17 protein-coding genes, 1 tRNA gene and 2 rRNA genes (1 of these 20 cut by a window edge) are annotated in these 24,920 nt (G+C 62.2%); 9 read left to right on the plus strand and 11 right to left on the minus strand.

The window, feature by feature from the left end; all coding sequences use genetic code 11:
- From QYC26_RS09415 to QYC26_RS09425, 3 genes are all read left to right on the plus strand, one after another.
- Positions 1 to 1,759, plus strand: a 23S ribosomal RNA gene (locus tag QYC26_RS09415) (it extends 1,034 nt beyond the left edge of the window).
- A 120-nt stretch (positions 1,760 to 1,879) separates the two neighbouring features.
- Positions 1,880 to 1,994: ribosomal RNA gene (gene rrf / locus QYC26_RS09420) — 5S ribosomal RNA — on the plus strand.
- A 102-nt stretch (positions 1,995 to 2,096) separates the two neighbouring features.
- A tRNA-Met gene (locus QYC26_RS09425) sits at positions 2,097 to 2,173 on the plus strand.
- Positions 2,174 to 2,414: 241 nt separating this feature from the next.
- Here the strand turns inward: QYC26_RS09425 and QYC26_RS09430 are convergent.
- Genes QYC26_RS09430 through QYC26_RS09440 form a run of 3 tightly spaced genes read right to left on the minus strand, consistent with a single transcriptional unit; the run spans position 2,415 to position 4,234 of the window.
- The gene (locus QYC26_RS09430; protein ID WP_317511975.1) at positions 2,415 to 2,831 is read right to left on the minus strand and encodes a hypothetical protein; all 417 of its coding nucleotides are present in this window, start codon (positions 2,829 to 2,831) and stop codon (positions 2,415 to 2,417) included.
- A 54-nt stretch (positions 2,832 to 2,885) separates the two neighbouring features.
- Positions 2,886 to 3,380: a hypothetical protein gene (locus QYC26_RS09435; RefSeq protein ID WP_317511976.1), complete on the minus strand. Its 495-nt coding sequence runs from the start codon at positions 3,378 to 3,380 to the stop codon at positions 2,886 to 2,888.
- A 50-nt stretch (positions 3,381 to 3,430) separates the two neighbouring features.
- Positions 3,431 to 4,234 (minus strand): hypothetical protein, encoded by an 804-nt coding sequence (locus QYC26_RS09440; protein ID WP_317511977.1) that lies wholly within the window; start codon positions 4,232 to 4,234, stop codon positions 3,431 to 3,433.
- 352 nt (positions 4,235 to 4,586) lie between these two features.
- On the opposite strand from QYC26_RS09440, the gene QYC26_RS09445 reads away from it, so the two are divergent.
- Entirely contained in the window at positions 4,587 to 5,192 is a 606-nt protein-coding gene (locus QYC26_RS09445; protein WP_317511978.1) for a TetR/AcrR family transcriptional regulator, read from the plus strand.
- Between the two features lie 67 nt (positions 5,193 to 5,259).
- Here QYC26_RS09445 and QYC26_RS09450 read toward each other — a convergent pair whose 3' ends face one another.
- Positions 5,260 to 8,226 carry a TonB-dependent receptor plug domain-containing protein gene (locus QYC26_RS09450; protein ID WP_317511979.1) on the minus strand — a complete coding sequence of 989 codons (2,967 nt, stop codon included), beginning with the start codon at positions 8,224 to 8,226 and terminating at the stop codon, positions 5,260 to 5,262.
- 485 nt (positions 8,227 to 8,711) lie between these two features.
- Between QYC26_RS09450 and QYC26_RS09455 the strand changes: the two genes are divergently transcribed.
- Both QYC26_RS09455 and QYC26_RS09460 read left to right on the plus strand, forming a co-directional pair.
- Positions 8,712 to 10,469 carry an N-acyl-D-amino-acid deacylase family protein gene (locus tag QYC26_RS09455; RefSeq protein WP_317511980.1) on the plus strand — a complete coding sequence of 586 codons (1,758 nt, stop codon included), beginning with the start codon at positions 8,712 to 8,714 and terminating at the stop codon, positions 10,467 to 10,469.
- Between the two features lie 188 nt (positions 10,470 to 10,657).
- The gene (locus tag QYC26_RS09460; protein ID WP_317511981.1) at positions 10,658 to 11,968 is read left to right on the plus strand and encodes a surface lipoprotein assembly modifier; all 1,311 of its coding nucleotides are present in this window, start codon (positions 10,658 to 10,660) and stop codon (positions 11,966 to 11,968) included.
- Positions 11,969 to 12,012: 44 nt separating this feature from the next.
- Here QYC26_RS09460 and QYC26_RS09465 read toward each other — a convergent pair whose 3' ends face one another.
- From QYC26_RS09465 to QYC26_RS09490, 6 genes are all read right to left on the minus strand, one after another.
- Positions 12,013 to 13,614, minus strand: a complete 1,602-nt coding sequence (locus tag QYC26_RS09465) for a GMC family oxidoreductase (protein WP_317511982.1) — start codon at positions 13,612 to 13,614, stop codon at positions 12,013 to 12,015.
- A gap of 96 nt (positions 13,615 to 13,710) precedes the next feature.
- Complete coding sequence (locus QYC26_RS09470; protein WP_317511983.1) at positions 13,711 to 15,819, minus strand: phosphocholine-specific phospholipase C; 2,109 nt, start codon at positions 15,817 to 15,819, stop codon at positions 13,711 to 13,713.
- A gap of 34 nt (positions 15,820 to 15,853) precedes the next feature.
- Positions 15,854 to 16,849: a phosphonate ABC transporter, permease protein PhnE gene (gene phnE, locus QYC26_RS09475; protein WP_317511984.1), complete on the minus strand. Its 996-nt coding sequence runs from the start codon at positions 16,847 to 16,849 to the stop codon at positions 15,854 to 15,856.
- The gene (locus QYC26_RS09480; RefSeq protein WP_317511985.1) at positions 16,846 to 17,529 is read right to left on the minus strand and encodes a phosphonate ABC transporter ATP-binding protein; all 684 of its coding nucleotides are present in this window, start codon (positions 17,527 to 17,529) and stop codon (positions 16,846 to 16,848) included. The genes phnE and QYC26_RS09480 overlap by 4 nt, the downstream gene beginning before the upstream one ends.
- Positions 17,530 to 17,582: 53 nt before the next feature.
- A complete protein-coding gene (locus QYC26_RS09485) occupies positions 17,583 to 18,545 on the minus strand; it encodes a phosphate/phosphite/phosphonate ABC transporter substrate-binding protein (protein ID WP_317511986.1) in 963 nt (320 codons plus the stop codon).
- Positions 18,546 to 18,671: 126 nt separating this feature from the next.
- Positions 18,672 to 20,870, minus strand: coding sequence for a TonB-dependent receptor plug domain-containing protein (locus tag QYC26_RS09490; protein WP_317511987.1), 2,199 nt, complete (start codon positions 20,868 to 20,870; stop codon positions 18,672 to 18,674).
- Positions 20,871 to 21,119: 249 nt separating this feature from the next.
- Between QYC26_RS09490 and QYC26_RS09495 the strand changes: the two genes are divergently transcribed.
- From QYC26_RS09495 to QYC26_RS09505, 3 genes are read left to right on the plus strand one after another with little or no spacing between them, the layout of a single operon-like run.
- Complete coding sequence (locus QYC26_RS09495; protein WP_317511988.1) at positions 21,120 to 22,013, plus strand: MurR/RpiR family transcriptional regulator; 894 nt, start codon at positions 21,120 to 21,122, stop codon at positions 22,011 to 22,013.
- 49 nt (positions 22,014 to 22,062) lie between these two features.
- Positions 22,063 to 22,323 (plus strand): hypothetical protein, encoded by a 261-nt coding sequence (locus QYC26_RS09500; protein ID WP_317511989.1) that lies wholly within the window; start codon positions 22,063 to 22,065, stop codon positions 22,321 to 22,323.
- A 57-nt stretch (positions 22,324 to 22,380) separates the two neighbouring features.
- Entirely contained in the window at positions 22,381 to 24,210 is a 1,830-nt protein-coding gene (locus QYC26_RS09505) for a diguanylate cyclase (RefSeq protein ID WP_317511990.1), read from the plus strand.
- 23 nt (positions 24,211 to 24,233) lie between these two features.
- Here QYC26_RS09505 and QYC26_RS09510 read toward each other — a convergent pair whose 3' ends face one another.
- Positions 24,234 to 24,917, minus strand: a complete 684-nt coding sequence (locus tag QYC26_RS09510; protein WP_317511991.1) for a Fe2+-dependent dioxygenase — start codon at positions 24,915 to 24,917, stop codon at positions 24,234 to 24,236.
- Positions 24,918 to 24,920 lie beyond the last annotated feature (3 nt).

The following is a 24,920-nucleotide window of genomic DNA, read 5'->3' on the forward strand; positions in this document are numbered from 1 at the left end:
TCCCCAAGTCACGTCTAAGTGGGAAAGCATGTGGGAATCCCAAAACAACCAGGAGGTTGGCTTAGAAGCAGCCATCCTTTAAAGAAAGCGTAACAGCTCACTGGTCTAAATAAGGGTTTCTGCGGCGAAGATGTAACGGGGCTCAAGACGTGCACCGAAGCTTAGGGTGTGTTCTATGAACACGCGGTAGCGGAGCGTTCCGTAAGCCTGCGAAGCCGAAGGGTAACCGACGGTGGAGGTATCGGAAGTGCGAATGCAGACATGAGTAGCGATAAAGAGGGTGAGATGCCCTCTCGCCGAAAGACCAAGGGTTCCTGCTTAAAGCTAATCTGAGCAGGGTGAGCCGGCCCCTAAGACGAGCCCGAAGGGGGTAGTCGATGGGAACCACGTTAATATTCGTGGGCCTGGTGGTGTGTGACGGATTTCGTGTGTTGTCAGACCTTATTGGATTGGTCTGGCTTCGAAGAAGTCCCAGGAAATAGCCCCACCGTATAGACCGTACCCGAAACCGACACAGGTGGTCAGGTAGAGTATACCAAGGCGCTTGAGAGAAGTATCCTGAAGGAACTCGGCAAATTGCCTCCGTACCTTCGGAAGAAGGAGGCCCCACATTTGGGCAACCATTTGTGGGGGGCACAGGCCAGGGGGTAGCGACTGTTTAGCAAAAACACAGGGCTCTGCTAAGTCGGCTTCAAGACGACGTATAGGGCCTGACGCCTGCCCGGTGCCTGAAGGTTAAGTGGAGGGGTGCAAGCTCCGAAATGAAGCCCAGGTAAACGGCGGCCGTAACTATAACGGTCCTAAGGTAGCGAAATTCCTTGTCGGGTAAGTTCCGACCTGCACGAATGGCGTAACGACTTCCCCACTGTCTCCAGGATATGCTCAGCGAAATTGAATTCTCCGTGAAGATGCGGAGTACCCGCGGTTAGACGGAAAGACCCCGTGCACCTTTACTGCAGCTTCAGAGTGGCATTAGGAAAGAATTGTGTAGCATAGGTGGGAGGCTTTGAAGCCGAGGCGCCAGCCTTGGTGGAGCCATAGGTGAAATACCACCCTGTTGTTTTCTGATGTCTAACCCAGCACCGTTATCCGGTGCGGGGACCCTCTGTGGCGGGTAGTTTGACTGGGGCGGTCGCCTCCTAAAGAGTAACGGAGGCGCGCGATGGTAGGCTCAGGACGGTTGGAAACCGTCTGCAAGAGTGCAATGGCATAAGCCTGCCTGACTGCGAGACTGACGAGTCGAGCAGAGACGAAAGTCGGTCATAGTGATCCGGTGGTCCCTCGTGGAAGGGCCATCGCTCAACGGATAAAAGGTACGCCGGGGATAACAGGCTGATAACCCCCAAGAGCTCATATCGACGGGGTTGTTTGGCACCTCGATGTCGGCTCATCACATCCTGGGGCTGGAGCAGGTCCCAAGGGTTTGGCTGTTCGCCAATTAAAGTGGTACGTGAGCTGGGTTCAGAACGTCGCGAGACAGTTTGGTCCCTATCTGCCGTGGGCGTCGAAATTTGAGAGGAGTTGACCCTAGTACGAGAGGACCGGGTTGAACATGCCTCTGGTGGACCTGTCATCGTGCCAACGGTGCAGCAGGGTAGCTATGCATGGACGGGATAACCGCTGAAAGCATCTAAGCGGGAAGCCTCCCTCAAGATAAGATTTCATAGAGCCGTCGAAGACCACGACGTTGATAGACTGGATGTGGAAGTGCAGTAATGCATGGAGCTAACCAGTACTAATTGCTCTATTCACGCTTGATAGTCCCACCATCAATGACAGCCCTGGGCTGTCGGATGGATGAGATTTAAAGCTCAACCAGATGATTGAAAACGCACGGATAACATCGACAAGAACCCAACATATTGCGCCGGCTTCATAGCTTGGTGACCATAGCGTCTGTGACCCACCCGATCCCATCTCGAACTCGGCCGTGAAACCAGACTGCGCCGATGGTACTATTGCTTAAGCACTGGAAGAGTAGGTCGTCGCCAGGCTTTGAAGCTCGCGCAATATGTTGTGTAAGAACCCATTCACAAACCCCGCTGCCTCAGGACAATCAAGAGGCCCAGCCCTCTCCTGATCCAGCACAAAGTTGACGCGGGATGGAGCAGCCCGGTAGCTCGTCAGGCTCATAACCTGAAGGTCGCAGGTTCAAATCCTGCTCCCGCAACCAACCACACAAACACACACAGGCGCCACTCGGCGCCTTTTTTTGTGCCCGGCGCACAGCGACCAGCGACGGCGCGGTGATGTGGCTATTCCCTCGAGGTGGCGCTATTGGGCGCGGCCAGCCGCCTTCCAACCGGAGATCCGCGCTCGGAATGGTGATGTCATTCCGAATGAGGCGCCCAGCGCGGGTACGACCGCAAGCACTGGCGCCTCATCCTGAATCACGCAAATCCGCTGCAAGTGCATCAGCCGCCGCTGACCATCAGCATCAGCCTTTGTCCGTCCTTCCCAAGGATTTCGAGGCCATCGGGGCTGGTACGGAAGCGCTCCGCCTCTTCAACGATCGTCAGGAAGCGGCTCACCTCCTTGGCGTGCTCGCAATCATAGGCTGGGGCTTGCACGTCGCTGATGCTGATCTTCGGGAATTTGATGGCGACCCTCGCGGACCAGTCCGTGTCGCACGCCGTCTTGCCCGTCACGAACTGCTGTTCCGCATCGATGAGGAATGTCGGCGCTGGGCTGTCGTCGTGCTTGCCGGGAAATTCGGTTACCCACCATGTCCATTGCAGGAGGGAGGGGGACAGCGGGGCGGCGGTCTGGGCGGTGGCCTGCACCGGCAACAGGCAGGCTGCCAGGCCGAGCATGGTAAGCGATTGTTTCATGTTCAAATTCTATCCTCCGGAAAACGGCGTTGATATTCGCATGGCGTCTCGTCTTTAGCGCCCCTCGCAATGCGCCACGAAATCAGCGACCGCCTTGGTGCCCGCCTTGGTCCCGGCCATATTGATGCTGGCGCTGCCGATTATGGCCGTCAGCCCGCCATTGGCCGCGAGCGCCGATATGAACGGATGGTCTCCGGCGATTTCGACCGAGGTGAACGACGGCAGTTCGGGGATCTCGGTCTGCACCGTTTTGCCGCTTAGTCTCAGCGTTTCGGTTCCGGCGGTCAGCGTAATGCCCGAAAGTCCTGCCGGGCCGCCCGATATGCCCGCAAAGATGCGCGCGCCGCCTGCCTCGCAGGTAAAGTTCAGTTCCTGACCGTCCGTGTCGTTCTTTTCATAGGCCAAAATGGCTTGGCCGGCGCGATCGCTCTCGTCGATGCGCAGATGCCAGTCATAGCCCGCTTTCCCGGCGGGCTGCGCAGCCGCGCCGCTCGCCCCGCTGACACAGGCAGCCGCACCGATAAGAAACAGGGCTGTACGCGAAGTCATCAAAGGCATGGGGATCCTCTTGGTTCGTTGGGTCTCTGCTGAATCAATCGTCATTGTGGCGTCACGCTCCCCGGCACGGCGTCCGCGGCGATCGGGGGCTGCATGAAGCCGATAGACTTCACGCATTGCTCGCTCATTTCGGCGGGCGTGGGCAAGTCGCGGGCCTGGCGAGCGAGGGGCATGTAGAATGCCCGACCATTATTCGCGACGAAATGGGGGCTTGCCTGTCCGCCATCGGTCACGCCCAGAAAGGCGCGCAAGGTCTCATCCTTCCAGCCCGTATTCAGCGCCAAATGCGCGGCGTCGCCGATGGTCAGGCATTTGCCTGCGGCATCGTCGGTGGCAGGCGGCGTGATCCGGATGTCGTAACGATAGTCCAGCGCATCGGCCGCAACGATCCGTTCGGGCACGGGACCGGTCTTGAAGACGGGAGGCTCGCTTTCCCGCAATGGAAAGGCGCTCTCACGGATCCAGAGAAACATAGTCCAGCCACCGCTGCCGCTAACCGAAACCATATAACTGGCCTGGCGCGTGCTTGCGTCGCGGGTGGTAAGCTGCGGCAGCCCGAATGTACGGATGGCGCGGTCTGCATCCAGAGGGGCAGACGCCTGCGCAATCAGCGAACTCAACCGGCTGTAGAGTTCGGTCTGGTCATATGCGCAGACAGCCGTCTGCCCGGGGCGGTGCTGCGCAGCATCGTCGGCGACGGGTTCAATCAGACGACAACGCGTTGGGGGCGCATCGGCGCGGTTAAGGGGCTGGCTATCCGACGAAGCACTCGCCACACTCGCCATGAGCGAGCCCGATAGTGCGGCGAACATAAAACCAATATATCTCTGATACTTGCTCATCAACACCCTTCTGCCGCAGGGGAATGAACGGGCGATGAAGCTGGCGGCAGACCCGCTCTATGCCCAAGCCGACTTGCCCCGACGCGATATCAACACCCATGGGGGTCAGATTTGGCTTCGGCGGTTGCACGTGCCGAATAGCGCGCTGGGAGAGCGTTCGCGATGAACGCCGCGAACATACTGACGCAAACGCATATGCGCTGCCTCTCGTCGAAACAGGCTTTCGGTTTGTCGAAATTGCCTCAGGGCGGCTGGCCGGGCTGTTAGGGTGCCAGCCACCGGAGCAACCGCCATGCTGAGACCGACTGCATATTCGGCTATCGAGCCGGCGCCTGCGCCGCGCCTCACGGGGGCATTGTCCACGCGCAATTGTTACGGCCGCATCATCTGGGCCGCCCGCGATCTGATGGTTCGCACGCACAACCCGCATTTTTCGGTCCGCGATATCGCGGCGGCAAGCGACCTCAGCCCTCGGGCTGTCTACAACCATTTCAACGGCCCTGAAGCGCTGCGCCGCGCGGTCTTGCGCAGCATGCTGGATGAGGTGCGGGAGGGCGTCGAGATTGACCTGCCCACCACTCTCCCGCTGGAACAGGCGATTCCCGATTTCATTCGATCCGCGCTGGCGGTTTTGTCCTCCGAGGTGAACGTCGCGCTCTGGAACGTCATTGCCTGCCATCACCTGTCGGATCGGTGGCTTCCGGCCGCCTATCACCGTCTGGTTCGTCAACCGATCATCACGTCATTGGAACTCTATCTTCTGCGGCGCGCCGGCTTTGTTGCCCGCAACGCTGATCAGGTGCGTCCGCTAACGCTCCATCTCCTCGGTATGATCGAGGCCGCGAGCGTGCTTCCTTCCCTGCTGCGCCTCGAAACCGACGCGGAAGGGCGAGCGCCGGTGGATGTGGATTTCATTGCAGCCAGCTTCCTGCGCGCGCATTTTGCGGCGCCAAATTCCTGACCGGATATTCAGAGACCAAAAAGAAGGCGGCCAATAAGGGTGTTGGCCGCCTTCCTCCCCTTTTCGATCAGAATTTGACTTTGGCGCCCATGGCAAAACGTCGGCCAAGCGAGTCATAGGTCGACGGATAGGTGTTGCCGCTGTTGAAACTCGTCGAGCCGATGGTGCTCCCGACGATGGGTGGTTCGCGGTCGAACAGATTCTGGACCGTTGCCGTGATCGTGACGTGATCGCTCGGCGAGAACTGGAAGGCCAGATCGAACCAGTCATAGGCTTTGATATGGCGGAACTCCTCGAGGAACTGGTCGGCGACAAGGGGCTCCACATCGACCGAGGAGATATGGCGCCACAGGAGCGAGATATCGATTGCCTCGAAACTGAGGGTCGATCGTGCGTTCCACGAAAATTCCGGCTGTATCGAACCAACGCTGCCAAAGGCGGTCGTGCCATTGCCGGGGGCGCCGCAATTGACGCTGTAATAGCCGACACATTCGCGGTTGATCGAACCCGGCTTGGAGCGGAAGCGCGACGAGTTTGTCCAGTTTCCGTTTAGTGCAAGACTGAGTTCGGCAAAATCGAACCTGTGTTTGTAATTGAGCGCAACATCGATGCCGTCGGTCTTGATAGTTCCCTGGTTGGAAAGCGGCAGGAAGACGCCGGGTGTCGTCGCGCTGTCACCGTCCAGCCCGCCGCTGAGCGGATCTCTCTGAAATTCAAGGCAATCAAAGGATGTTGCGGCGCCGGCAACCGGATTGACGGTATCGGGCCCTGATCCCCCGAAGCATTCGCGCAACTGATCGTCGATCGTCGGCGCGGTGATCGCATTCTTGATCTTGATGTTATAGTAATCGGCCGTGAAGGTGAGCCCGGGGACAAAGTCGGGCTCGAAGACGAAGCCGATCGTGAAGGTATCGGCCTTTTCCACGTTCAGGTCCGGATTGCCGCCTTGCGTGAAATTGATCTGCCCGCCCGAGGGCGCGGTGATGAAGCCGATCGTGTTGGCTGGAGCCCCCTGGGCCAGACAGATTTGCTGCACGACCGGGTTTCCGATCGCGGGATTGAAATCATCGGCGCTGGGGTCGGCGGCCTGCCCTTGGCACGGGTCATAGGCCGAGTTGTTGAGCCCGGTCTGCACCGATGCATAGAGTTCCTGGATCGTCGGGGATCGGGTCGCCCGGTTGTAATTGCCGCGGATCTTGAGGCTGGCAATGGGCGCCCAGCTGCCACCGATCTTGTACGTAAAGGCGCCGCCCGTCGTGTTGTAATCGGAATAGCGCGCGCCAAGCTCGAGCGTAAGGCTGTGGGCAAACGGCTTATCCTCGATCAGCGGTGCGATCAGCTCGCCGAACACTTCCTTCACATTGGTCGAATTGTCGGTGGTGGCCGGCGCGCCGCCAAGGCCCAGCACTTCGCCGGGGATCAGCGAAAGCGCGTCTGGCGTCCGCTTGGCGGAGGTTTTTCGATATTCGGCCCCCAAGGCGATGTTGATCGGTTGGGCATCGCCGATCGCCCCGAGCTCGCCGGTCACGACGCCGCGTATCTGTGTCATCGCGTTCTTCTGGGTGTCGCTGGCATTCGCCGCGTCGATGAAGGAGATCATCGCTGGCGTAATGCTGCCTGCGGGCCCAAAAATATTGAGCGGAACGCAATTGTTGCTCGTATCGAGGCAGGTGTCCGGATTGGTTGCCAGCAGCGCCTGCCGCGCGCGGGACAATAGCCCAAAGCCGATATTTTCGCGGAGCAGTTCGCTTTCGCCATAGGTGCCAAACACGTCGAAGCTGAACTTGTCGGTAATGTCGCCGCGCACCCCGATCTTCTGCTGCCAGAATGTCGTGGTGAACGCTGTCCGGCGGGGCCCGGCCTCGATGAATCGGCGCAGTACATTGCTCTGGAAGGTGGCGTAATTCGGATCATTCGGATCGGTGGCGAGCGCCGCCGCATCGCACTGCGCGCCGGACAGGCCATTGGCGGCGCAAAGCTGGTTGCGCGCAGGGGCGGGCAGAAACGGATTGCTGTAGGGGATTTCGAAGGCGGCGCCGAACAGGCCCGACGACGCCACGATCGATTCACTCTTGTTGCGCGAGAAAATGCCCTGCGCGTAGACATCAATGCCGTCGGCGACCTCATAGCGTGCCGAGCCGAAGATGTTGAACCGCTCAAACGGTGTCTGCAGGATATTCTGCGGGTTGAAGTTGAACGGAATAAAGCTTGAATCGATATTGAACGCACCGGTGGCTGGGTCCAACTGGCGCGTCCCCACTCCGGGAATGGACATGCGCACGGGAATCGATGTGCCCGATCCCCCCGCTTCCCCGGTCGAGGAATCGATATTGTCGATCGAGAAGGAGCGGGAGCCCTGATAGACGGGTTTGGCTTTCTGATAGCCGATGCTGAGCACGGCATTGCCCCGGTCGTCAGAGAAATTGCCGCCCACCGTCAGATCCGCGCGAAATGTCGATCCGTCACCGCGCTGCGTAATCTGTTGGCCCAGATCGAGCTGCATGCCTTCAAAATTGCGCTTGGTGACGAAATTGACCACGCCTGAGATCGCGTCCGCGCCATAGGTCGTCGATGCGCCACCCGTCAGCACGTCGACGCGTTCGATCAGCGCGAGCGGAATATTGTTGAGGTCGGCTGCGCCGTCGGCGCGCGCGGGAACGATCCGCATGCCGTCGAGCAGTGCGAGGTTGCGATTGATGCCAAGCCCCCTCAGGTCGACAAAGGAAGAGCCGCCCTGACCGTTATTGACCGCTGAACCGATGCTGGGTGCCACGCCGGGCAATTGCCGGAGGAATTCCTCGGCGGTGTTGGACTGTTTCAGCTGTATCTCGTCCTCGCCGATCACCGATACCGGGCTCGATTGCTCCAGATTGGGGTTTCGGATCAGGGTCCCGGTCACGATGATATCGGGGCTGGTCTGCGATGCTGCCTCGGTTTGTCCCTGCGCATCCTGAGCATGGGCGGGCGATAGAAGGAAAGACGAGCTTACGAAAATGCTCGTCGATATGAGGATGTTGCGATGGTCCGTACGCATCTGGCACTCCCTGTAAGAGTGATGACGATGGCAATAGTCGGATCATCTAGGATCTAATTATGAAGCGATGCCATCAGATTTGCTGGAAGCCCTTGCGGTTGGGCACGTTTCCTCAAAGGGAGTCGCCGGCGTGCTACGGTTTCATGCGCAATGTCATGCTTTCATCTTCACACATTGCGCATGATTGAGCGGCGCTCCGTCCTGTGCTGATCGAAATGCGCTGGTGGAGCAGCGGATCGGGCGATGAGAGCGCGTCGCCAGCGCGAAAATATGGCCCTCTATAAAAACTGAACAGACTGTTTCGGAATTTCTATTCCGAAAATCTGTTTCAGTGTATGCTGGGTCCCGGCCGGGAAGAGGGCGGAAGACCCATCAAAGGCATTCCCGAGAGCGGGGTCGACCGCGGGCTGAACGATCTGCCCCCAGGCGAGTGGTGAGTAGCGATGCGTCAACGATAAAAACGCCGATAATAAGGAGAGAGATGGATGGCCCAGTTTCTGATCAAGGGCGGTACGGTCGTCGACGGGACGCTGGCACCGGCCTTTGCTGCAGATGTGCGTGTCGATGGTGAGCGGATCGTCGAAATCGGCAAGAATCTGGATGCGCGCCCGGGCGAAGAGGTGTTCGACGCCAGTGGATGCTATGTCACCCCGGGTTTTATCGAGGCGCACACCCATTATGATTCCACGATGTGGTGGCAGCCCGAACTGGATCCGCTGCCGGGTTACGGCGCGACCACGATCGTGATGGGCAATTGCGGATTTTCGGCGGCGCCGCTTGCCGATGACAAGGCTGCCCAGATGGAGATGATCAAGATCTTCTCCTTCTTCGAGGATATTCCGCTCGAACCGTTCATGCAGCATTTGCCGTTCGACTGGCGCAAATGGTCCGAATACCGGAAATCGATGGTTGAGAAGGTCAAGATGCCGCTCAACTATACCACTTATGTCGGCCATATTGCGATCCGCATCGCGGTGATGGGGGCAGAGGCCTGGAATCGCGTTTCCACCGCAGATGAGCGGGCAAAGATGGCTGAATTGCTCGAAGATGCGCTGCAGGCCGGGGCATTGGGGCTGTCGACCAATCTGCTCGATCATGACGGTGAAAACCGGCCGATCCCGACGCTGGTGTCCGACGATGCCGAATTCGAGGCGCTGTTCGAAGTGCTCCAGCGTTATCCCGCCGCCACCTTCCAGTGCATCATCGACGTGGCGCTGATGCGCGACAATGGCGATCAGCAGATCGAGCGCATCGCAGGCCTGCTCAAGGGGCGCGGCATTCGCGTTCAGTTCACCGGCGCGGGGCCGACGTCCGAATATCAGAACTACCGTGTCGAACAGATGCGCGATCTCGTCGCCAGGCTGCGCGGCGAAGGGATTGATGTCTGGCCGGGCTATACGCATGTGCCGCTCAGCGCGCAGGTCAGCATTTACCGGTCGCTGCTGTTCGCGCAGTCGAACGACTATGTCTGGCACGAAGCCGTGCTCGCCGAAGGCGATGCGGCGAAGGAAGCCGTTTTGCGCGATCCGGACTGGCGCGCCCGGGCGCGCGAAAGCTGGGATACGAAGATCTATCCGCAATCGCCGATGGCCAATCCGCATATGTTGCTGCTGACCAAGGTGGGCTCTGAAAATGGCACTGGCGGTCCGTTCGGCCTCACCCTCAAGGATTATGCGGAGCAGCTTGGCGTTCATGCCTCCGATGCCGCGGCCGAGTGGCTTTTGCGCAATGGCGTCAACTCCGCCATCCGCATGGCGCCGCTGCCGATGAACGACGACGCGGTCGCGGTTCAGGTGCGCGATCCGAAATCGCTCGGCAATGTCAACGATTGCGGCGCGCATCTCCAGATGCTCTGCGGCAGCGGTGAAAACGTGATCTATCTGACCAAGTTCGTCCGCGACAAGCAGCTGATCACGCTGGAAGAGGCGATCCACACGATGACCGGCAAGATCGCCGAGCATTTTTTCCTTCAGGACATCGGCGAAGTGAAACTGGGCAAGCGCGCCGATCTTGTCGTGTTCGATCTGAACGAGATCGAACAGCGCGACATGGAAAAGCGCTATGATGTCGACGATGGCAAGGGCGGCATGATGTGGCGCTATACCCGCCCGGCGGCACCCATGCGGCTGACGATGGTCAATGGCGTGCCGATTTTCCGGGACGGGGCCTATACGGGCGCAAAACCCGGCGAATATCTCGAAGCACGGGTCGAAAACGGCCCCGCCTCGATCGCTGCCGAGTAAGTCCGCCGCAATGCTTTGATGCGGCATGACACACTGGACGAAGGGCATCGTACTTGCCCTTCGTCCATCTTCAATCGTGTGCTCAGCGGCGTTTCGCGACGATCGCGCTCTGTATAATGGCTTTATCGGGATATAGGGCTGTGAAACGGGGGCGTGTCATTTTAGTTCATAAGTTTCTGGCCATAGTCATGCTGGCTTCGATCCCGGTCGCAGCAAATGCAAAGGATGCGCCTGACCAGTCCGCGCCCGTTCTCACGCAGACCCATGTCTCGGCGATCGAGGTCTTTGCGCTGGCTGATCGCGCGCGGGGGCAAGGCAATTTCGAGACCGCTGAGGCCGCCTTCCGCGCACTTACCGAAGACCCCGATCTGGAGGTGCGCACCGAGGCGCGTTTCCGCCTTGGCATGATGCTGGCGGATGATCTCAAACGCTATAACGAGGCCGCGCTCGCCTTCCGCCGCATTCTCGATGACAAGCCCGGGGCCGCGCGTGTCCGCCTCGAACTGGCGCGCATGCAGGCGATGCTCGGCAATATGGCGGGCGCGCGCAAGGAATTGCGCGCGGCGCAGGCTGCGGGGCTGCCGCCAGCGGTCGAGCAGTTGGTGCGCTTCTATTCGCGCGCACTCAATGCGCGCAAGCCGCTGGGGGGCTCGGTCGAGGTGGCGCTTGCGCCGGACAGCAATATCAACCGGGCAACACGGTCGGATACGCTGGGTACGGTGATTGGCGATTTCTCGCTCGACGACGATGCGCGTGCAAAATCGGGTGTCGGGCTTGATCTGCGCGGGCAGGGCTATTTTCGGCATGGCATTGAACCGGGGGTCGATCTGCTCGTCCGCGCCTCGGCGGACGCGACGCTATATCGGGAGGCTGATTTTAACGACCTCACCGTGGCGCTTCAGGCGGGGCCGCAATATATCTGGGGCGGCAATCAGCTGACCTTCTCGTTCGGCCCCGCGCGGCGGTGGTATGGCGGGGATCTGTTCAGCACGTCGATCGGCGGCGGGGTCAGCTGGCAACGTCCGCTGGGCAAGCGCGGTCAGGTGCGCCTCGACGGCAATATCGTGCATGTCAGCAACAAGCGTAATGCGCTGCAGACGGCGGATGATTTCACGCTCTCCGCCAGTTTCGACCGCGCCTTTAGCGGGCGTTTTGGCGGCGGCGTACAGCTGTTCGGCTTTCGCGAGGCGGCGCGCGATCCGGGCTATTCGCTGGCGATGGGCGGCGCCTCGGCCTATCTTTTCCGCGATCTGGGCCGGACCACATTGGTCGGAACATTGGGCTATAGCCGCCTCGAAGCGGACGCGCGGGTGTTCCTCTATCCCAAGCGCCGGGCCGAAAATCGGTATAGCGCCAGCATTGCGGCAACCTTGCGGGCGCTCAGCCTTGGCAGCTTCGCCCCGCTTGTGCGCCTGAAGTGGGAACGCAATCATTCCTCGATCGAGCTTTACGATTATCGCCGCGTCGCCGCGGAATTCGGCGTAACCTCCGCCTTCTGATCAGGTTGCAATAATCCGCAGCAGCGCGCGACACCGCTTCGTCATCACGCCGCCTTCAACAGCATGTCGGCGGCTTTCGCGCCGATGGCGATGCACGGGGCGTTGGTATTGCCGCGCAGCGGCGTGGGCATCACCGAGGCGTCGGCGATCGTCAGCCCGTCGATGCCGTGGACGCGCAGGTTCGGCGCCACCACGCCCATCGGGTCGCGGCCAAGCCGGCAGGTGCCCGCATAATGGAAATCGGTGGTCACGGCATCGCGCAGGAAATCCTCGATCTGCGCATCGGTCTGGATATCGATCCCCGGCGCGCGTTCCGCGCCGATGATCGGGCCCTGCGCATCGCGCCATGCGTCATGGGTCATGATGCTGCGGCCCAGTTTCACGCCGTTGATCAGCGTTTCCAGATCGGCGCGCTTTTCCATGAAGTTGAGGTCGATTTCCGCCGGATCGAGCGCGGAGGCCGAGCGCGGGCGCACGCTGCCCCGGCTTTCCGGCGTGATGCAGCACATCGTCACCGACAGGCCGTGCTGCGGCACATTGCCGCCGTCCAGCCCGTCCGACATCAGCGGCACGAACTGGAGCTGCAGGTCGGGTGCATCAAGCCCGGGGCGCGAGCGCGTAAAGATATTGCCGTCGAAATTGTGCCACGCGCCGTACCCCTGGCGCAGGAACAACCATTGCAGGAAAATCCGCGCGCGTTCAGCGAACGACATGCCGCTGAAGGTGATCGGGCGGTTGCTGAGATATTTGATCAAGACCGACGGATGGTCGTGCAGATTGGCGCCGACGCCCGGCAGGTGGTGCTTCACCCGGATACCGGCGCGTTCAAGGTCGGGCGTGTTGCCGATGCCCGAAACCTGCAGCAGTTGCGGCGTCTTGAGCGCGCCTGCGCTCAGGATGATCTCCTTGCCCTCGGCAACATGATCCTTGCCGTTCTGCCGGTAGATAACCGCCTGCGCCCGCCCGTTCGCGATATCGACCTGCAACGCCAGCGCGCCGGCGCGCACCTCCAGATTGGGGCGCTTGCGTGCGGGGCGCAGGAACGCATCGGCGCTCGAACAGCGCCTCCCGTTTTTGATCGTCGCCTGGGTCCAGCCCGCGCCTTCGGGGTCACCGGCGCAGAAATCGTCGGTCAGCGGAATGCCATGCGCCTGCGCCGCCGCCATGAAACTGTGCAGCAGCACATGGTTGGGCAGATCGGGCGCGTCGGACACCCAAAGTTCCCCGTCCACGCCGTGCGCCGCGCTTTCACCGCGCGTCTGGTGCATGGTCGATCGGAAATAGGGGAGGAGATCGTCATAGGACCAGCCCTCATTTCCCGCCGCCGCCCAGTCGTCATAATCCTGCTTTGCGCCGCGGATATAGAGCATGGCGTTGACGCTGCTCGAACCGCCCAGCGTCTTGCCCGTGTAGAGCATGATCTCGCGGTTGTTCAGATGCTTTTGCGGCACCGTATTATAGTGCCAGTGGTGCTTGCCGGTCTTGAACAGCTCCAGCATTCCGGCGGGCATCTTGATGAACGGGTGTCGGTCCGACGGGCCCGCTTCCAGCAGCAGCACCTTTTTGGATGGGTCGGCGCTCAGCCGGTTGGCGAGCACGCACCCCGCCGAACCGGCCCCCACAATCACATAATCGTACCGCGCCATGGCCCTCTCCCACATTTATGCCATACTGCTAGTATGGTCTAAATGTGTTGTCCATATTCCGGGCAGCCCCAAGCGGCTGCCCGGTGCGCTTTTCGCTCAGCTGAACATCAACGGATCGCTCACCCCGTCGACGCCGCGCTCGATCCGCCCGGCAAGTCGGATCTGCATCCCTGTCAGCGTGACGCAGACATCATACCAGCCATGTTCGCGGGCGCCTTCCCACATCTCAACGGTCTTGCCCTGCGGCTTGAGCGCGATCTTTCTGCGCGCGCTGGGGGCATAGGCATCCTCGCCCATCTCCACGGTCTGCGGCGCCGCGCCCGGGTTGCGCAGCGCAATGGCCAACCCATTGCCCCGCGCTGCGGGGCGTGCGGTCATCAGCGGCGCCTGCGCGGCCTCGCTGATGGTGCCGCGAAACGCGCGGTGAAAGCCATTGGGGCCGAGCACCCAGAGGTCGAATGTGCCATCGTCATCGGCGATCCAGCGATCGTCGATCGCCTTGCCGGCCTCGACCGTATAGCGGCGCGGAATCCGGTCGAGATGGCGCTTGTCATAGACATGGAACACCGCACCGGCCTGCCCCTGATTGATGAAATCAAGCGTGATGGCATTGGCCGCCGCATCGATGCGTGCGTCGACATGGAGGATATAAGGCAGCGCGCGCGAGCGGCGGACGCCCTTTTCCTGATGCAGTTCCTGCGGCGTCCGCGGGGGAAACGCCTTGGGGCGCTGCAGATGCGCGGCGAGGATCGTCGTCGATCCGCTGACATCGGGTAGGTCCGGGAAGCTGGCATCGCCTTCGCGCGAGAAATCGAAGCACGAGGTCAGGTCGCCGCAGACCGCACGGTGCCACGGGCTGATCGCGGGGATGGTGACGCCGAAACGTTTCTCGATGAACTGGCCGACCGATGTGTGGTCGAACACCTCGCTGCTCACCCAGCCGCCCTTGCTCCACGGCGAGACGACATACATTGGAACGCGCGGGCCCAGCCCCCAGGGCCGGGTCGTGCCCGACACCGCGTCGTCGCGGGAAAGGTATTTGTCCTCATGGTCGTCGAAATAATGGCCGGGCAGGCTGAGCGTCGCCTTGCCCGCCAGGCTGCCATCGGCGTTGTACGAGGGCGGCGCGGCTGGCGGCAGGTGGTCGAACAGCCCGTCATTCTCGTCGAACGTCTGGAAAAAGACCGTGCTCGCCCACACATCGGGATTGGCGGTGAGCGCATCGAGCACGCGCGCGGTGAATTCGGCGCCCTCGATCGGGGTCGAGGCGTAGGGGTGCTCGGACCATTCCTTGGGGGGCAGCACCCAGGACACCGCCGGCAGCGTGCCGTTCTTCGCATCCTCGGCCAGCTTTTCGAGCGAATGATGGCTCATTCCGCGCTCATAGATCGGCGAACCGGGCTTGGCGTCGCGAAACCCCTTGAAGGCGAGGCCACCGTGCATCGCGCCGGTCCAGTTATCATTGGGGTCCTGATAGATGCGCCAGTCGACGCCGGCGGCTTCGAGCACCTCGGGGATCGTCGCCCATTCAAGCGCATTGCCGGCATAGGTGTAGCCCGGTTCGGGCAGCGCGCCCTTGATCCAGCAGCGCAGGTTATTGGGCTCGGACGTGTCGTCGCGGCAATTGGTGCCGGTGGCCGCCACCTTGGGATCGAAATTGGAGCCGGACCAGAAGACGATGCGGTTGGGATCGGTGCCCGTCGTGATCGAGCAGTGATAGGCGTCGCAGATCGTGAATGCCTCGGCGAGCGCGAACTGGAAGGGAATATCCTCGCGCTTGTAATAGCCCATCGAATAATCTGTCTTGAACTTGGGCCACAGGCCGAACTTGCCCTGGTTCCACGCGGCCTGCGCGTCGGAAAAACTATGCGGCGTGCCGGGCACCTTCAGCGCGTTGGTGCGCGCGGTGTCGAGGTGGAAGGGCGGCAGGTCGCGCACGCCGTTATTCTGCCACCAGACAGTCTTGTCGCCGGGCAGCGGAATGGGATGCCGGTCGCCAAAGCCGCGCACGCCCTTCATCGTCCCGAAATAATGGTCGAAGGATCGGTTTTCCTGCATCAGGATGACGATATGGCGAACATCCTTGATCGTCCCGGTCGTCCGCCGCGCGGGGATGGCGAGCGCCCGGCCGATGCTGGCGTGGAATGCCGCTGCGGTGCCGGCCACGCTAGCCACCTTCAGGAAATCGCGTCTCGATTTGCTCATTCAAACTACTCCGGTTCGACGGGAAAAAGGAACGTCATCGCCAGGCCCGCCGCGCGTGCGCGGCGATCAGGTCGAGCGTGAGGATGACGAGGAAGATGGCGATCAGGATCGTGCCGACATGGCCATATTCGTACATGTCGAACCGGCCCTTGAGTTCCTGGCCGATGCCGCCCGCGCCGACGAGGCCGATCACCGTGCCCATGCGTACGTTGCGGTCGAAGGTATAGAGCGTGCAGGTGATGTGCTGGGGCAGGATCTGCGGCAATATCGCCTGGTGCCAGATTCTGAACCGGCCGACCCCCATCGCCGCCAGCGCCTGTTGCGGGCGGGGATAGGCATCCTCGACATCATCGGCATAGAATTTGCCGAGGAAGCCCGCCGAATGCAGCCCCAGCGCGAGCACCCCGGCAATCGGTCCAAAGCCAAAGGCGATGACGAGGAACAGCGCCGCCACCAGTTCGGGCACCGCGCGCAAAAAGCTCGACACCGCGCGCGCGCCGCCGCGCACCGCGCCGTTGGGCACCAGATTGCGCGCGCCCATCAGCGCCAGCGGCAGCCCGATCGCAATCGCGATGACGGTCCCCCAAAGTGCCATTTCCAGCGTTTCGAGCATCTTGCCACCAACATGGCCGAGATAACCGAGCGGGTCGACCAGCCATGTGGTTCGGACGACGCGTTCTGTCGGACGCAGCGTTTCGGGGTCCAGCTCTGAAACGCGCGTTTCAACCGTCTCGACATAGGCGAAGGGCGGCAGGTGGGCGGGATCGAAGCCCGTAATCCGCGCGACCTCGCGGCGTTCCGAAAGCTGGATCGGCACAAGCTGCGCCAGCGTCGCGCTGAAGCCGTCGGCCACCTGCGAGCGGTCGGCAAGGCCCATCGGCACCAGCATCGCCTCCGCGCTGAGCGACAGCATCCGGCCGATTTCAAGGCGCTGGCCGGTATAACCGAGCAGCAGAAACGCCAGGAAAAGCAGCGCGATGGTGCGCGCGCCGAACAGGGCGGGGAAGCGCCAGATTTCGGTGGCCGTCATGCCGGCATCTCCGCCGGGCGGATGCGCGCGGGGCTGTGCTCCGCCAATGCGCTGTCAACGCTGATGCGCCCCGCGTCGAGTGTGATGAGGCGATCGGCGAAACGGCGCGCCAGTTCGGGTTGGTGCAGGCTGCAGATCACGGTCGCGCCAAGGCTGCGGGCCTCGGCGCGGATCAGCGCCAGCGTGGTGGCGGCGGTCGCCGGGTCAAGGCTCGCCACGGGTTCGTCGGCGAGGATCAGGGCGGGTCGGTGTTGCAGCGCGCGCGCAATCGCAACGCGCTGTTGCTGTCCGCCGGAAAGGCTGTCGACCCGCCGGCCGATCAGCGCCGGTTCCAACCCCAGTTGCGCGAGCAGCCGGCTGGCGCGGCGGCGCTCTGCCTCGGGATAGAGGCGAAACAGCGAACGCCACCCCGCGATGCCCGCGGTGCTCATCACCGTGTCGGCCACGCTTGCCCGGCCGCACAGCGCCAGATCCTGCGGCACGATCCCGATCCGGCGGCGCAAGGCGCTTGGGTGCGCGGCCGCGACAGGGGTTCCATCAAGGTGCAACTGGCCGGAGCTTGGCGGCACTGCGCCCGCAAGCGCCCGCAGCAGCGTCGATTTCCCGGCACCCGACGCGCCGAGGACCGCGCAGAACTGGCCTGAGGGGATGGCCAGCGTCAGCGCCCTCAGCACGGGCATCTCGTCCCCGTGGCGCACGCTCAGCCTGTCGAGCAGAATTTCCATCGCTGCGGTTACCGCCGTGCCGCCATGCGCAGCATTTCGCTTTTCAGCGCGGTGCTGATCATCGCCATCTTGTGGGCGGCGGGGGCGAAATGGCCGGTGGGAACGCTGCCGACATAGCCGTCGACCTGCGCGCCGCCATAGCCGCGGATCATTTCGGCGGAGATTCCGGGGCTGTGGCGGACGGCCTGAAAGGCGGTGCGCAGGCGCTCGCGTTGTTCGGGCGCAAGCCGGGTGTTCGCGATCAGCGGCGGATAGGGAATGGCGTCGCTGCGCGCGATCACGCGCAGATCGCGCACGCCGGCCATGTCGGCGCGCACGGCCTTGTCATAGGAATCGAAGGAAAGCGCGGCCGCATCAACCTCGCCGGCCACCAGCGCGGACAGGCTGCTGGCATGGGTGCCGGTCATGCGGATCGCGGCCAGATCGTGCGTGGGGTCGATCCCCGCCTCCATCAGCATGGTGACCGGGAAGACGAAGGCAGAGGTTGAATTGATGTCGCCAAAGGCGATGCGCTTGCCGCGCAGCTCCGCAATCGTATGGATCGCGGAATCGGGGCGGACAAACAGCCCCGCATAATAGACCGAGCGGCCCGATTTCATCGCCACCGCCAGCAGTTCGGCGCAACCGCGCGCGCTGGCCTGTAAATAGGTGACCGGGCCGACAAAGGCGATGTCGGCAGCATTGTTGCACATCGCCTCAACCACCCCGCCATAGGATTGCGCCACTTTCAGGTCGAAACGCACCCCGGTGTCGCGCGCAACCGCGTCGAAAATCGGCTGATAGTCGGCCAGAGTGCCGCTTTCGGTGCCGCCATCGGCGGGGATGAGGAGCACGCGCAGCGGTGCCGCCGAAACGGGCTCTTCCCGCCCGCGCAGCGGTGCCGCCGAAACGGGCTCTTCCCGCCCGCCCAGCCACAGCGTGCCGATGGCAAGCATTGCCACCAGCACCCCGGCCATCATCCATTTCCGCATACGCACCCTCCACCGACCCGAACGACGGGGGGCTGCTACGACGGTGCTGTGACAAGCTCATGAACCGGCAGACCTTGCACGGCGATGTGCCCGGCATCGGTGCCGATACCGGGCACATCGCTTCGCTCAGAACTTGGTGGTGTAGGAAACGTAAACGCTGCGCGGCTTGCCCTCGAATTCATAGCCATAATAATATTCGGGGCTCGCGGTCGTGATCTCGCCGCGGTTGAAGGCTGAGCTGTAGCGCATATTGCCATAGCCGTAGCGCTCGGCATATTTCTCGTTGAAGATGTTGGCGATGCGCAGCTGGAGGCGGTGCTGGCGCTTGTCGCCCGCCCAATATCCGATCGATCCGTTCATCACGAAATAATTGCCGAAATTGTGGCGCAGCGACTGGTTGAGGCCGCCCGTCGCATATTCGGGGCCCTGATAGCGCGGGAAGAGCGTCAGGTGGATCCGGTCGTCGGGGCTGTGCCAGGCGATGTTGCCGCCGATCATATATTCGGGGGTTTCGTTGATCTGCAGCTTGCTGCCGTCCAGACGCGCCTTCTGCTTGGTATAGTTGATGTTGAAGGAAAAGCTCTTGCCGATCAGAATATCAAGGTCGGCGGTCAGGCCGCGGATCTTGGTGACGCGGTCATTGTTGAAATAGGTCGACATGCCGGGTTCCCAGCCGGGAATGCCAACCGCTTCGTCGGGCAGCGGGATTTTCGACTGGATGCGGTTGGTCACATCGGTGTGGAACGCGCCAAGCTCGGCATTCACCTGCACAGCGCCGAACAGCTTCGAAAAACCGATGCCGCCATTATAGGTTTCGGTTTCCTCGGTCTTCAGATTGGGGTTGCCGACCAGCGTGGCGCTTTGCGAATAGAGCTCGTTGGTCTGCGGCAGGCTGTACGACGTACCGCCATTGCCGCGGATATAGAAATCGCCGATCGGCTGGCGGAAACCGAATTTCCAGATCGTGCGCGATCCGAAGCTGTCAGCAAAGTCGGTGCGCACCGCCAGCGACAATTTGGTGTCGGTGCTGAAGGGCAGGACCGGGCGGAAATCGGCATAGACGCCGGTGATCGTGTTCGCCTTGTTGGAAATCGGGAAAACCGGGTCGGAATCGTTCTTGTACGAAACCACCTGAACCCCGCCGACGACTTCAAGCGCGTTCGGAATGTTGAGCGTGTTGCGGACATTCAGCCCCATCTCGCGGAACCCGCCGACCTTCGAATCCTTGCCGAATCCCTTGTTGGCGAAGGGGATCGACTTGCCGGTGGCGTCGCCGAACGCCGTGGTCTTGCCGGTCGACGGATCGATGCACCCCGTCTGGATCTTGCAGATCTCGGCATAGGTTTCGGTGTTGTTGAGCTGCGGGTTGCTCCAATAGCCTGCGATCTCGGTGTAGAGATTGTCGGACCAGCGCCGGTCGAACGAGAAGTCGACGATCGGATAGCGCGTGCGGTTGGGGGAGAAGGTTTCGGCGTCGGGGAAGGGGTCGTGGAACTCTAACTGGGTATATTGCCCGTTGACGCGGAATTCCGACTTGTCGTCCAGCTTCCACAGATATTTGACGCCGATATTGTTGCGGTTGAGCGGATATTCCTGGATCCCGCCGGCTTTCACGACATTGTCGACATAGGCTTCGGGGGCAAAGATGCGCGGGCCGTCGGTCTGGATGCTGCCGCCATAGAACATCAGGCTGTGGCGCCCGTCGGCGTCGAGCGGGAAGCTCGCATTGCCCCAGATCTCACGCGTGTTGAACGCGCCATATTGCGCGCCCAGTTCGAACTTGCTCGTCCCGTCGGGGCGCTTGGTGACGAGGCTGACCACGCCGATGCCGCCATTGCTGCCGAAGAACAGGCTGTTGCCGCCGCGAAACACCTCGACACGTTCGATCATGTGCGGGTCGATCGTCGTGGTGCCCCAGATCGTTTCCAGCGCGGGGCCACGATCGTACAGCGGCACGCCGTCGAGCACGACCAGCGTGTCGCGGTCGCTGCCACCGTCGAGGCGGATGGTATATTCGCCTTCGTCGGGCGAATAGCCGATATTGGCGCCCTTGATCAGGAACTGCGCGATTTCGGCGAAGTTGGTCGCCCCGGTCGTCGCAATCTGCTGCGCATCGATGATCTGCACGGCATTGCCATATTCGATCGCCTGCGCGGCCAGCGGCGTCGCCTTCACGACCTCGCCGGTCACGACGATCTCGCCCGATGCATCCGCGGCATCGGCGCTGGCCTCGTCAGCCGCTGCCAGCGCGACGGAGGGCAATGCGCTGGCGGTCAGGAACAGGCCAAGACACATGGCCGCGCGAAATTTGGATGCAGTTTGCACGTAAAAGCCCCTGTTGAAGGATCCCGGTCACATTGCCGGTGCAGGACATCGATCTGACGGCGATTCGTGCTGCAGCGCGGCATTGCGCAGGGCCCGGTTAGGCGGGGGATGTGACAGTTGAGTGAAAGATGTTCAATTTTATGGAAAAATAAAAATGACCATATCTCATTTTCGGCTGAGTGGACTTTGGGTGCCGTCTGCCGCAGAATCGCGATGATTTTTCACGCAATGCGGCAAGACGGAAACAATATGGGCAAGGCCAAGGATGGGGCGGCTCCGGGGGCGACGGAGAGCGGCCCGGTCGAAAACGCGCTGGCAAGAATGAGGATAGCTCAACCCGGCATGGCCAAGGGCGCGCGCCGCATTGCCGACTATATCCTCGCCCAGCCCGAGGAAATCGTGCGTATGTCGGTCACCGAACTGTCTGAAGCGGTGGGGGTGAGCGAAGGCAGCATCATCAATTTCTGCCGCGGCATCGGGCTCACGGGGTTCCAGCATCTGAAACTCAGCCTCGCGCGCGAGATCGTCCAGCCGGTTCAGTTCATCCATGAAGATGTCGGCCGCGACGATGATATGGATACGATCTGCCGCAAGGTCTTCCATTCGGGCATCCAGGCGCTGCGCGATTCGCTTTCGGTGCTCGATCCGCAGGCGCTGTCGCGCGCGGTGGCCGCGATCCGCGGCGCCAAGCGCGTCGAGATCTACGGCATCGGCTCGTCCGCCCCCATTGCCGAGGATACGCATTACCGCATGCTCCGCATCGGGCTCGACGCCCGCGTCGTGATCGACAGCCATGTCCAGGCGATCAGCGCGTCGCGCTGCGATCCCGATGTCGCCGTGCTCACCATCTCGCATAGCGGCGCGACGCACGAGACGGTGGCCGCCACGCGCCTGGCAAAGGAGGCTGGTGCGCGCACCATCGTGATCACCAATTTCGCGCGCTCGCCCATCCAGGCGCATGCCGACATCGTGCTCTTCACCATGGCGCGCGAAACGCGCTTCCGGACCGAGGCGATGACCAGCCGGATCGCGCAGCTCTGCGTTGTCGACGCGCTCATCGCCGCGCTTGCGCTCGATGATTATGAACGCTCGACCGAAACGCTGCGCAAGACCTTCGAGGTGCTCTCGATCAAGCGCTTCTAGCCGGACCGCCGCGATTGAAGCGCCGCGCCCCGGGAGATAGGAGGGGCCGATGAAGAAGAAGCGCCGCTATCTGACCGCGACGATGCCCGATGGCTATGTGAAGACGATCGGCCCCACCACCGACAGCTTCACCCATTATTGGCGCATCGTGGCGGTGCTCGAAAACGGCAAGACCGAGGTGTTCTGGGGGCATAGCCGCTCGCTTGCCGAGGCGAAGAAGAAACGCGGGCCTGCGGCGGACGGCGCCCGGATGCGCGGCTGGAAAAGCTACAGTTTCGAAATCGCCGAACTGGTCGAAACACCCGCCTGAGCCGGGAAATATCGCATCGTTAATCCTTTTAAACCAAAGCGCCGCTATAGTGGCATAATGTTCTCCTCGCTCTCTTCCCGGGTCGCCGCGCTCAGCACATTGGTGGTGGTCGCGCTGGCCGCCTTTGCCGCCCTGCTTGTCGATGCTTCGCGCCAGACGCGCGACAGCTTTGTCGCGGTCACCCAATCGGCTGCGGTGATCGAGAATATGGGACAGATCCTCATCGATCTGCGCGAAGCAGAGGCCGGGCAGCGCGCCTTCATCCTCACCCGCAATCCGTCCTTCGTCGAATCCTTCGAAAAAAGCGTCGACAGCGCCGCGATCAACGCGGCCCAGCTCGTTCGCCTGACCGAGGATAACCGCCTTCAGAACATGCGCGCGCAGGAAATCCGCGCGATGATCGATCTGCGTATCGAATCATTGCGCAAGACGCTCGATATGGGGCGCAAGGCCAATTTCACCGGTGCGACCGAACTCATCGCCAATGGGCAGGGGCGCGATCTGATGATCTCGGTGGCGGCGCGCTCGCAGGGCTTTCTCGAGGAAGAACGCGTGCTCCAGACCGCCCGGATCGAGGCCGCCAATACCCGGCTCGGCTGGGTGAAGCAGCTCGCGCTGGTCGGCGGCCCCATCATCGCGCTTTTGTCGGGCATCGGCGCGTTCCTCGTCATCGCGGCGATCAAGCGTCCGATCCGCACGATGGAGCAGGCGATGGAGGATCTGGGGCAGGGGAACCGCAGCATCCGGATCACGTCCGACATGGGCTCGCCCGAATTCGAACGGCTGGCGCAGGGCTATAATGCGATGGCCGAGCAGCTGGAACACGCGGTCGCCGATCAGGCGCGTAGCGCCCAGCAGCTCAAGGTCGTCAATGCCGAGCTGCTGCTCAACAGCGACGTGCTGAAGGAACGCGGCGAGGTGATCGAGCTTCTCGGCGGCATGGCGCACCGCATGCAGGCGGCGCGCACCGATGAGGAACTGGCCGCAATCATCCAGGTTTTCGTGCCGCGCGTGCTCCCCGGCATACCGGGCGCGCTCTATGCGCATAATAATTCGCGCAACCTGCTCGTGCCGATTGCCGGCTGGAGCGGGCTTGAGGTCGACAAGGGCGGCTTCGCGCCCGATCAATGCTGGGCGCTGCGCCGCGGCCAGAGCCATTTCGTCGCCGAACCCGGTGGCGACATCGTCTGTGGCCATGTCGGCGACAGCCGCGAAATCTATCACTGCGAACCGCTGCTCGCGGGCGGCGAGGTGATCGGCGTGCTCTATCTGAAGGGCGTGGTTGAAAACGAAACGCGCTTCCGCCTCACCGTCATGGCCGAAAACATCGCCTCGGCACTGGTCAACCACCGTCTCCAGCGCGGGCTGCGCGAACAGACGATCCGCGATCCGCTCACCGGGCTGTTCAACCGGCGCTATATGGAAGAGACGCTCGCGCTCGAAATCGCGCGCGCCTCGCGCTCGGGCGCGCCGCTCAGCCTCGTCATGTGCGACGTCGATCATTTCAAGCGCTTCAACGACGAATTCGGCCATGATGCGGGCGATGCGGTGCTGCAGGCGGTGTCCGCCGAAATGGTCCGTCGTTTCCGCGACGGCGATGTCGTCTGCCGCTTCGGGGGCGAGGAATTCACGATCATCGCGCCCGGCAGCTCGGTCGAGGCGCTGGCCAAGCGCGTCGAGCAGGTGCGCCATTCGATCAGCGAGCTCAATGTCCGCCAGGGCGGGCGCACGGTGGGGGCCACCAGCATGTCCTTCGGCATCGCCAGCTGGGATCCCGGCATGGCGCGCGACGGGTCGACGCTGATCCAGGCCGCCGACACCGCGCTCTATCAGGCTAAGCGCGAAGGCCGGAACCGCGTCGTCGTCGATCTGCGCGCCGCCGCCTGAGCCGCGCGCCGCGCGGGGGCGGTCTACATCTCCGCCCAGCGGCGCAGCAGATTGTGGTAGACGCCGGTCAGCCGGACAAGATCGGCATCGTCGGGCGCGCGCGTCGCGGCAAGCGCCTGGACCGTCTGGTCGAGATCGAACAGCAAGCCCCGGTCCTCGGCGCTGCGCACCATGCTCTGGATCCAGAAGAACGAACAGATCCGCCGCCCGCGCGTCACCGGCTCCACGCGGTGCAGGCTGGTTGCGGGGTAGAGCACCAGCGCGCCCGCCTCCAGCTTCACCGCCTGCGCGCCGTGCGCGCCCTCGATCAGCAGCTCGCCGCCGTCATAATCGGCCGGGTCGGTGAGGAACAATGTGGCCGAAACATCGCTGCGCAGCGTATCGTTCGTCCCCGGAATCCGCATCACCGCGCTGTCGACATGCGTGCCGTAATGGCCGCCACCCGCATAGCTGTTGAATTTGGGCGGATAGATGCGGTGCGGCAGCGCGGCCGAGATCGCCAGCGGATGCGTGCCCATCCGCCCGAGGATGATATTGCCCAGATCGCGGCCCAGCGGATCATTTTCGTCGATCTGCAGATTGCGCTTCACTGCGGCGGAAAGCGTGCCTGCGGTGCTCGCGCCGTCCACCCAGGTGCCGGCGTCCAGCCGCGCGCGAAAGGCGCGCACTTCCTCGGCCGTCAGGAAATTGTCGATGGTCACCAGCATGGC

The sequence above is a fragment of the Sphingomonas sp. C3-2 genome (assembly GCF_033025475.1).
In the GTDB taxonomy this organism is placed as follows: domain Bacteria; phylum Pseudomonadota; class Alphaproteobacteria; order Sphingomonadales; family Sphingomonadaceae; genus Sphingobium_A.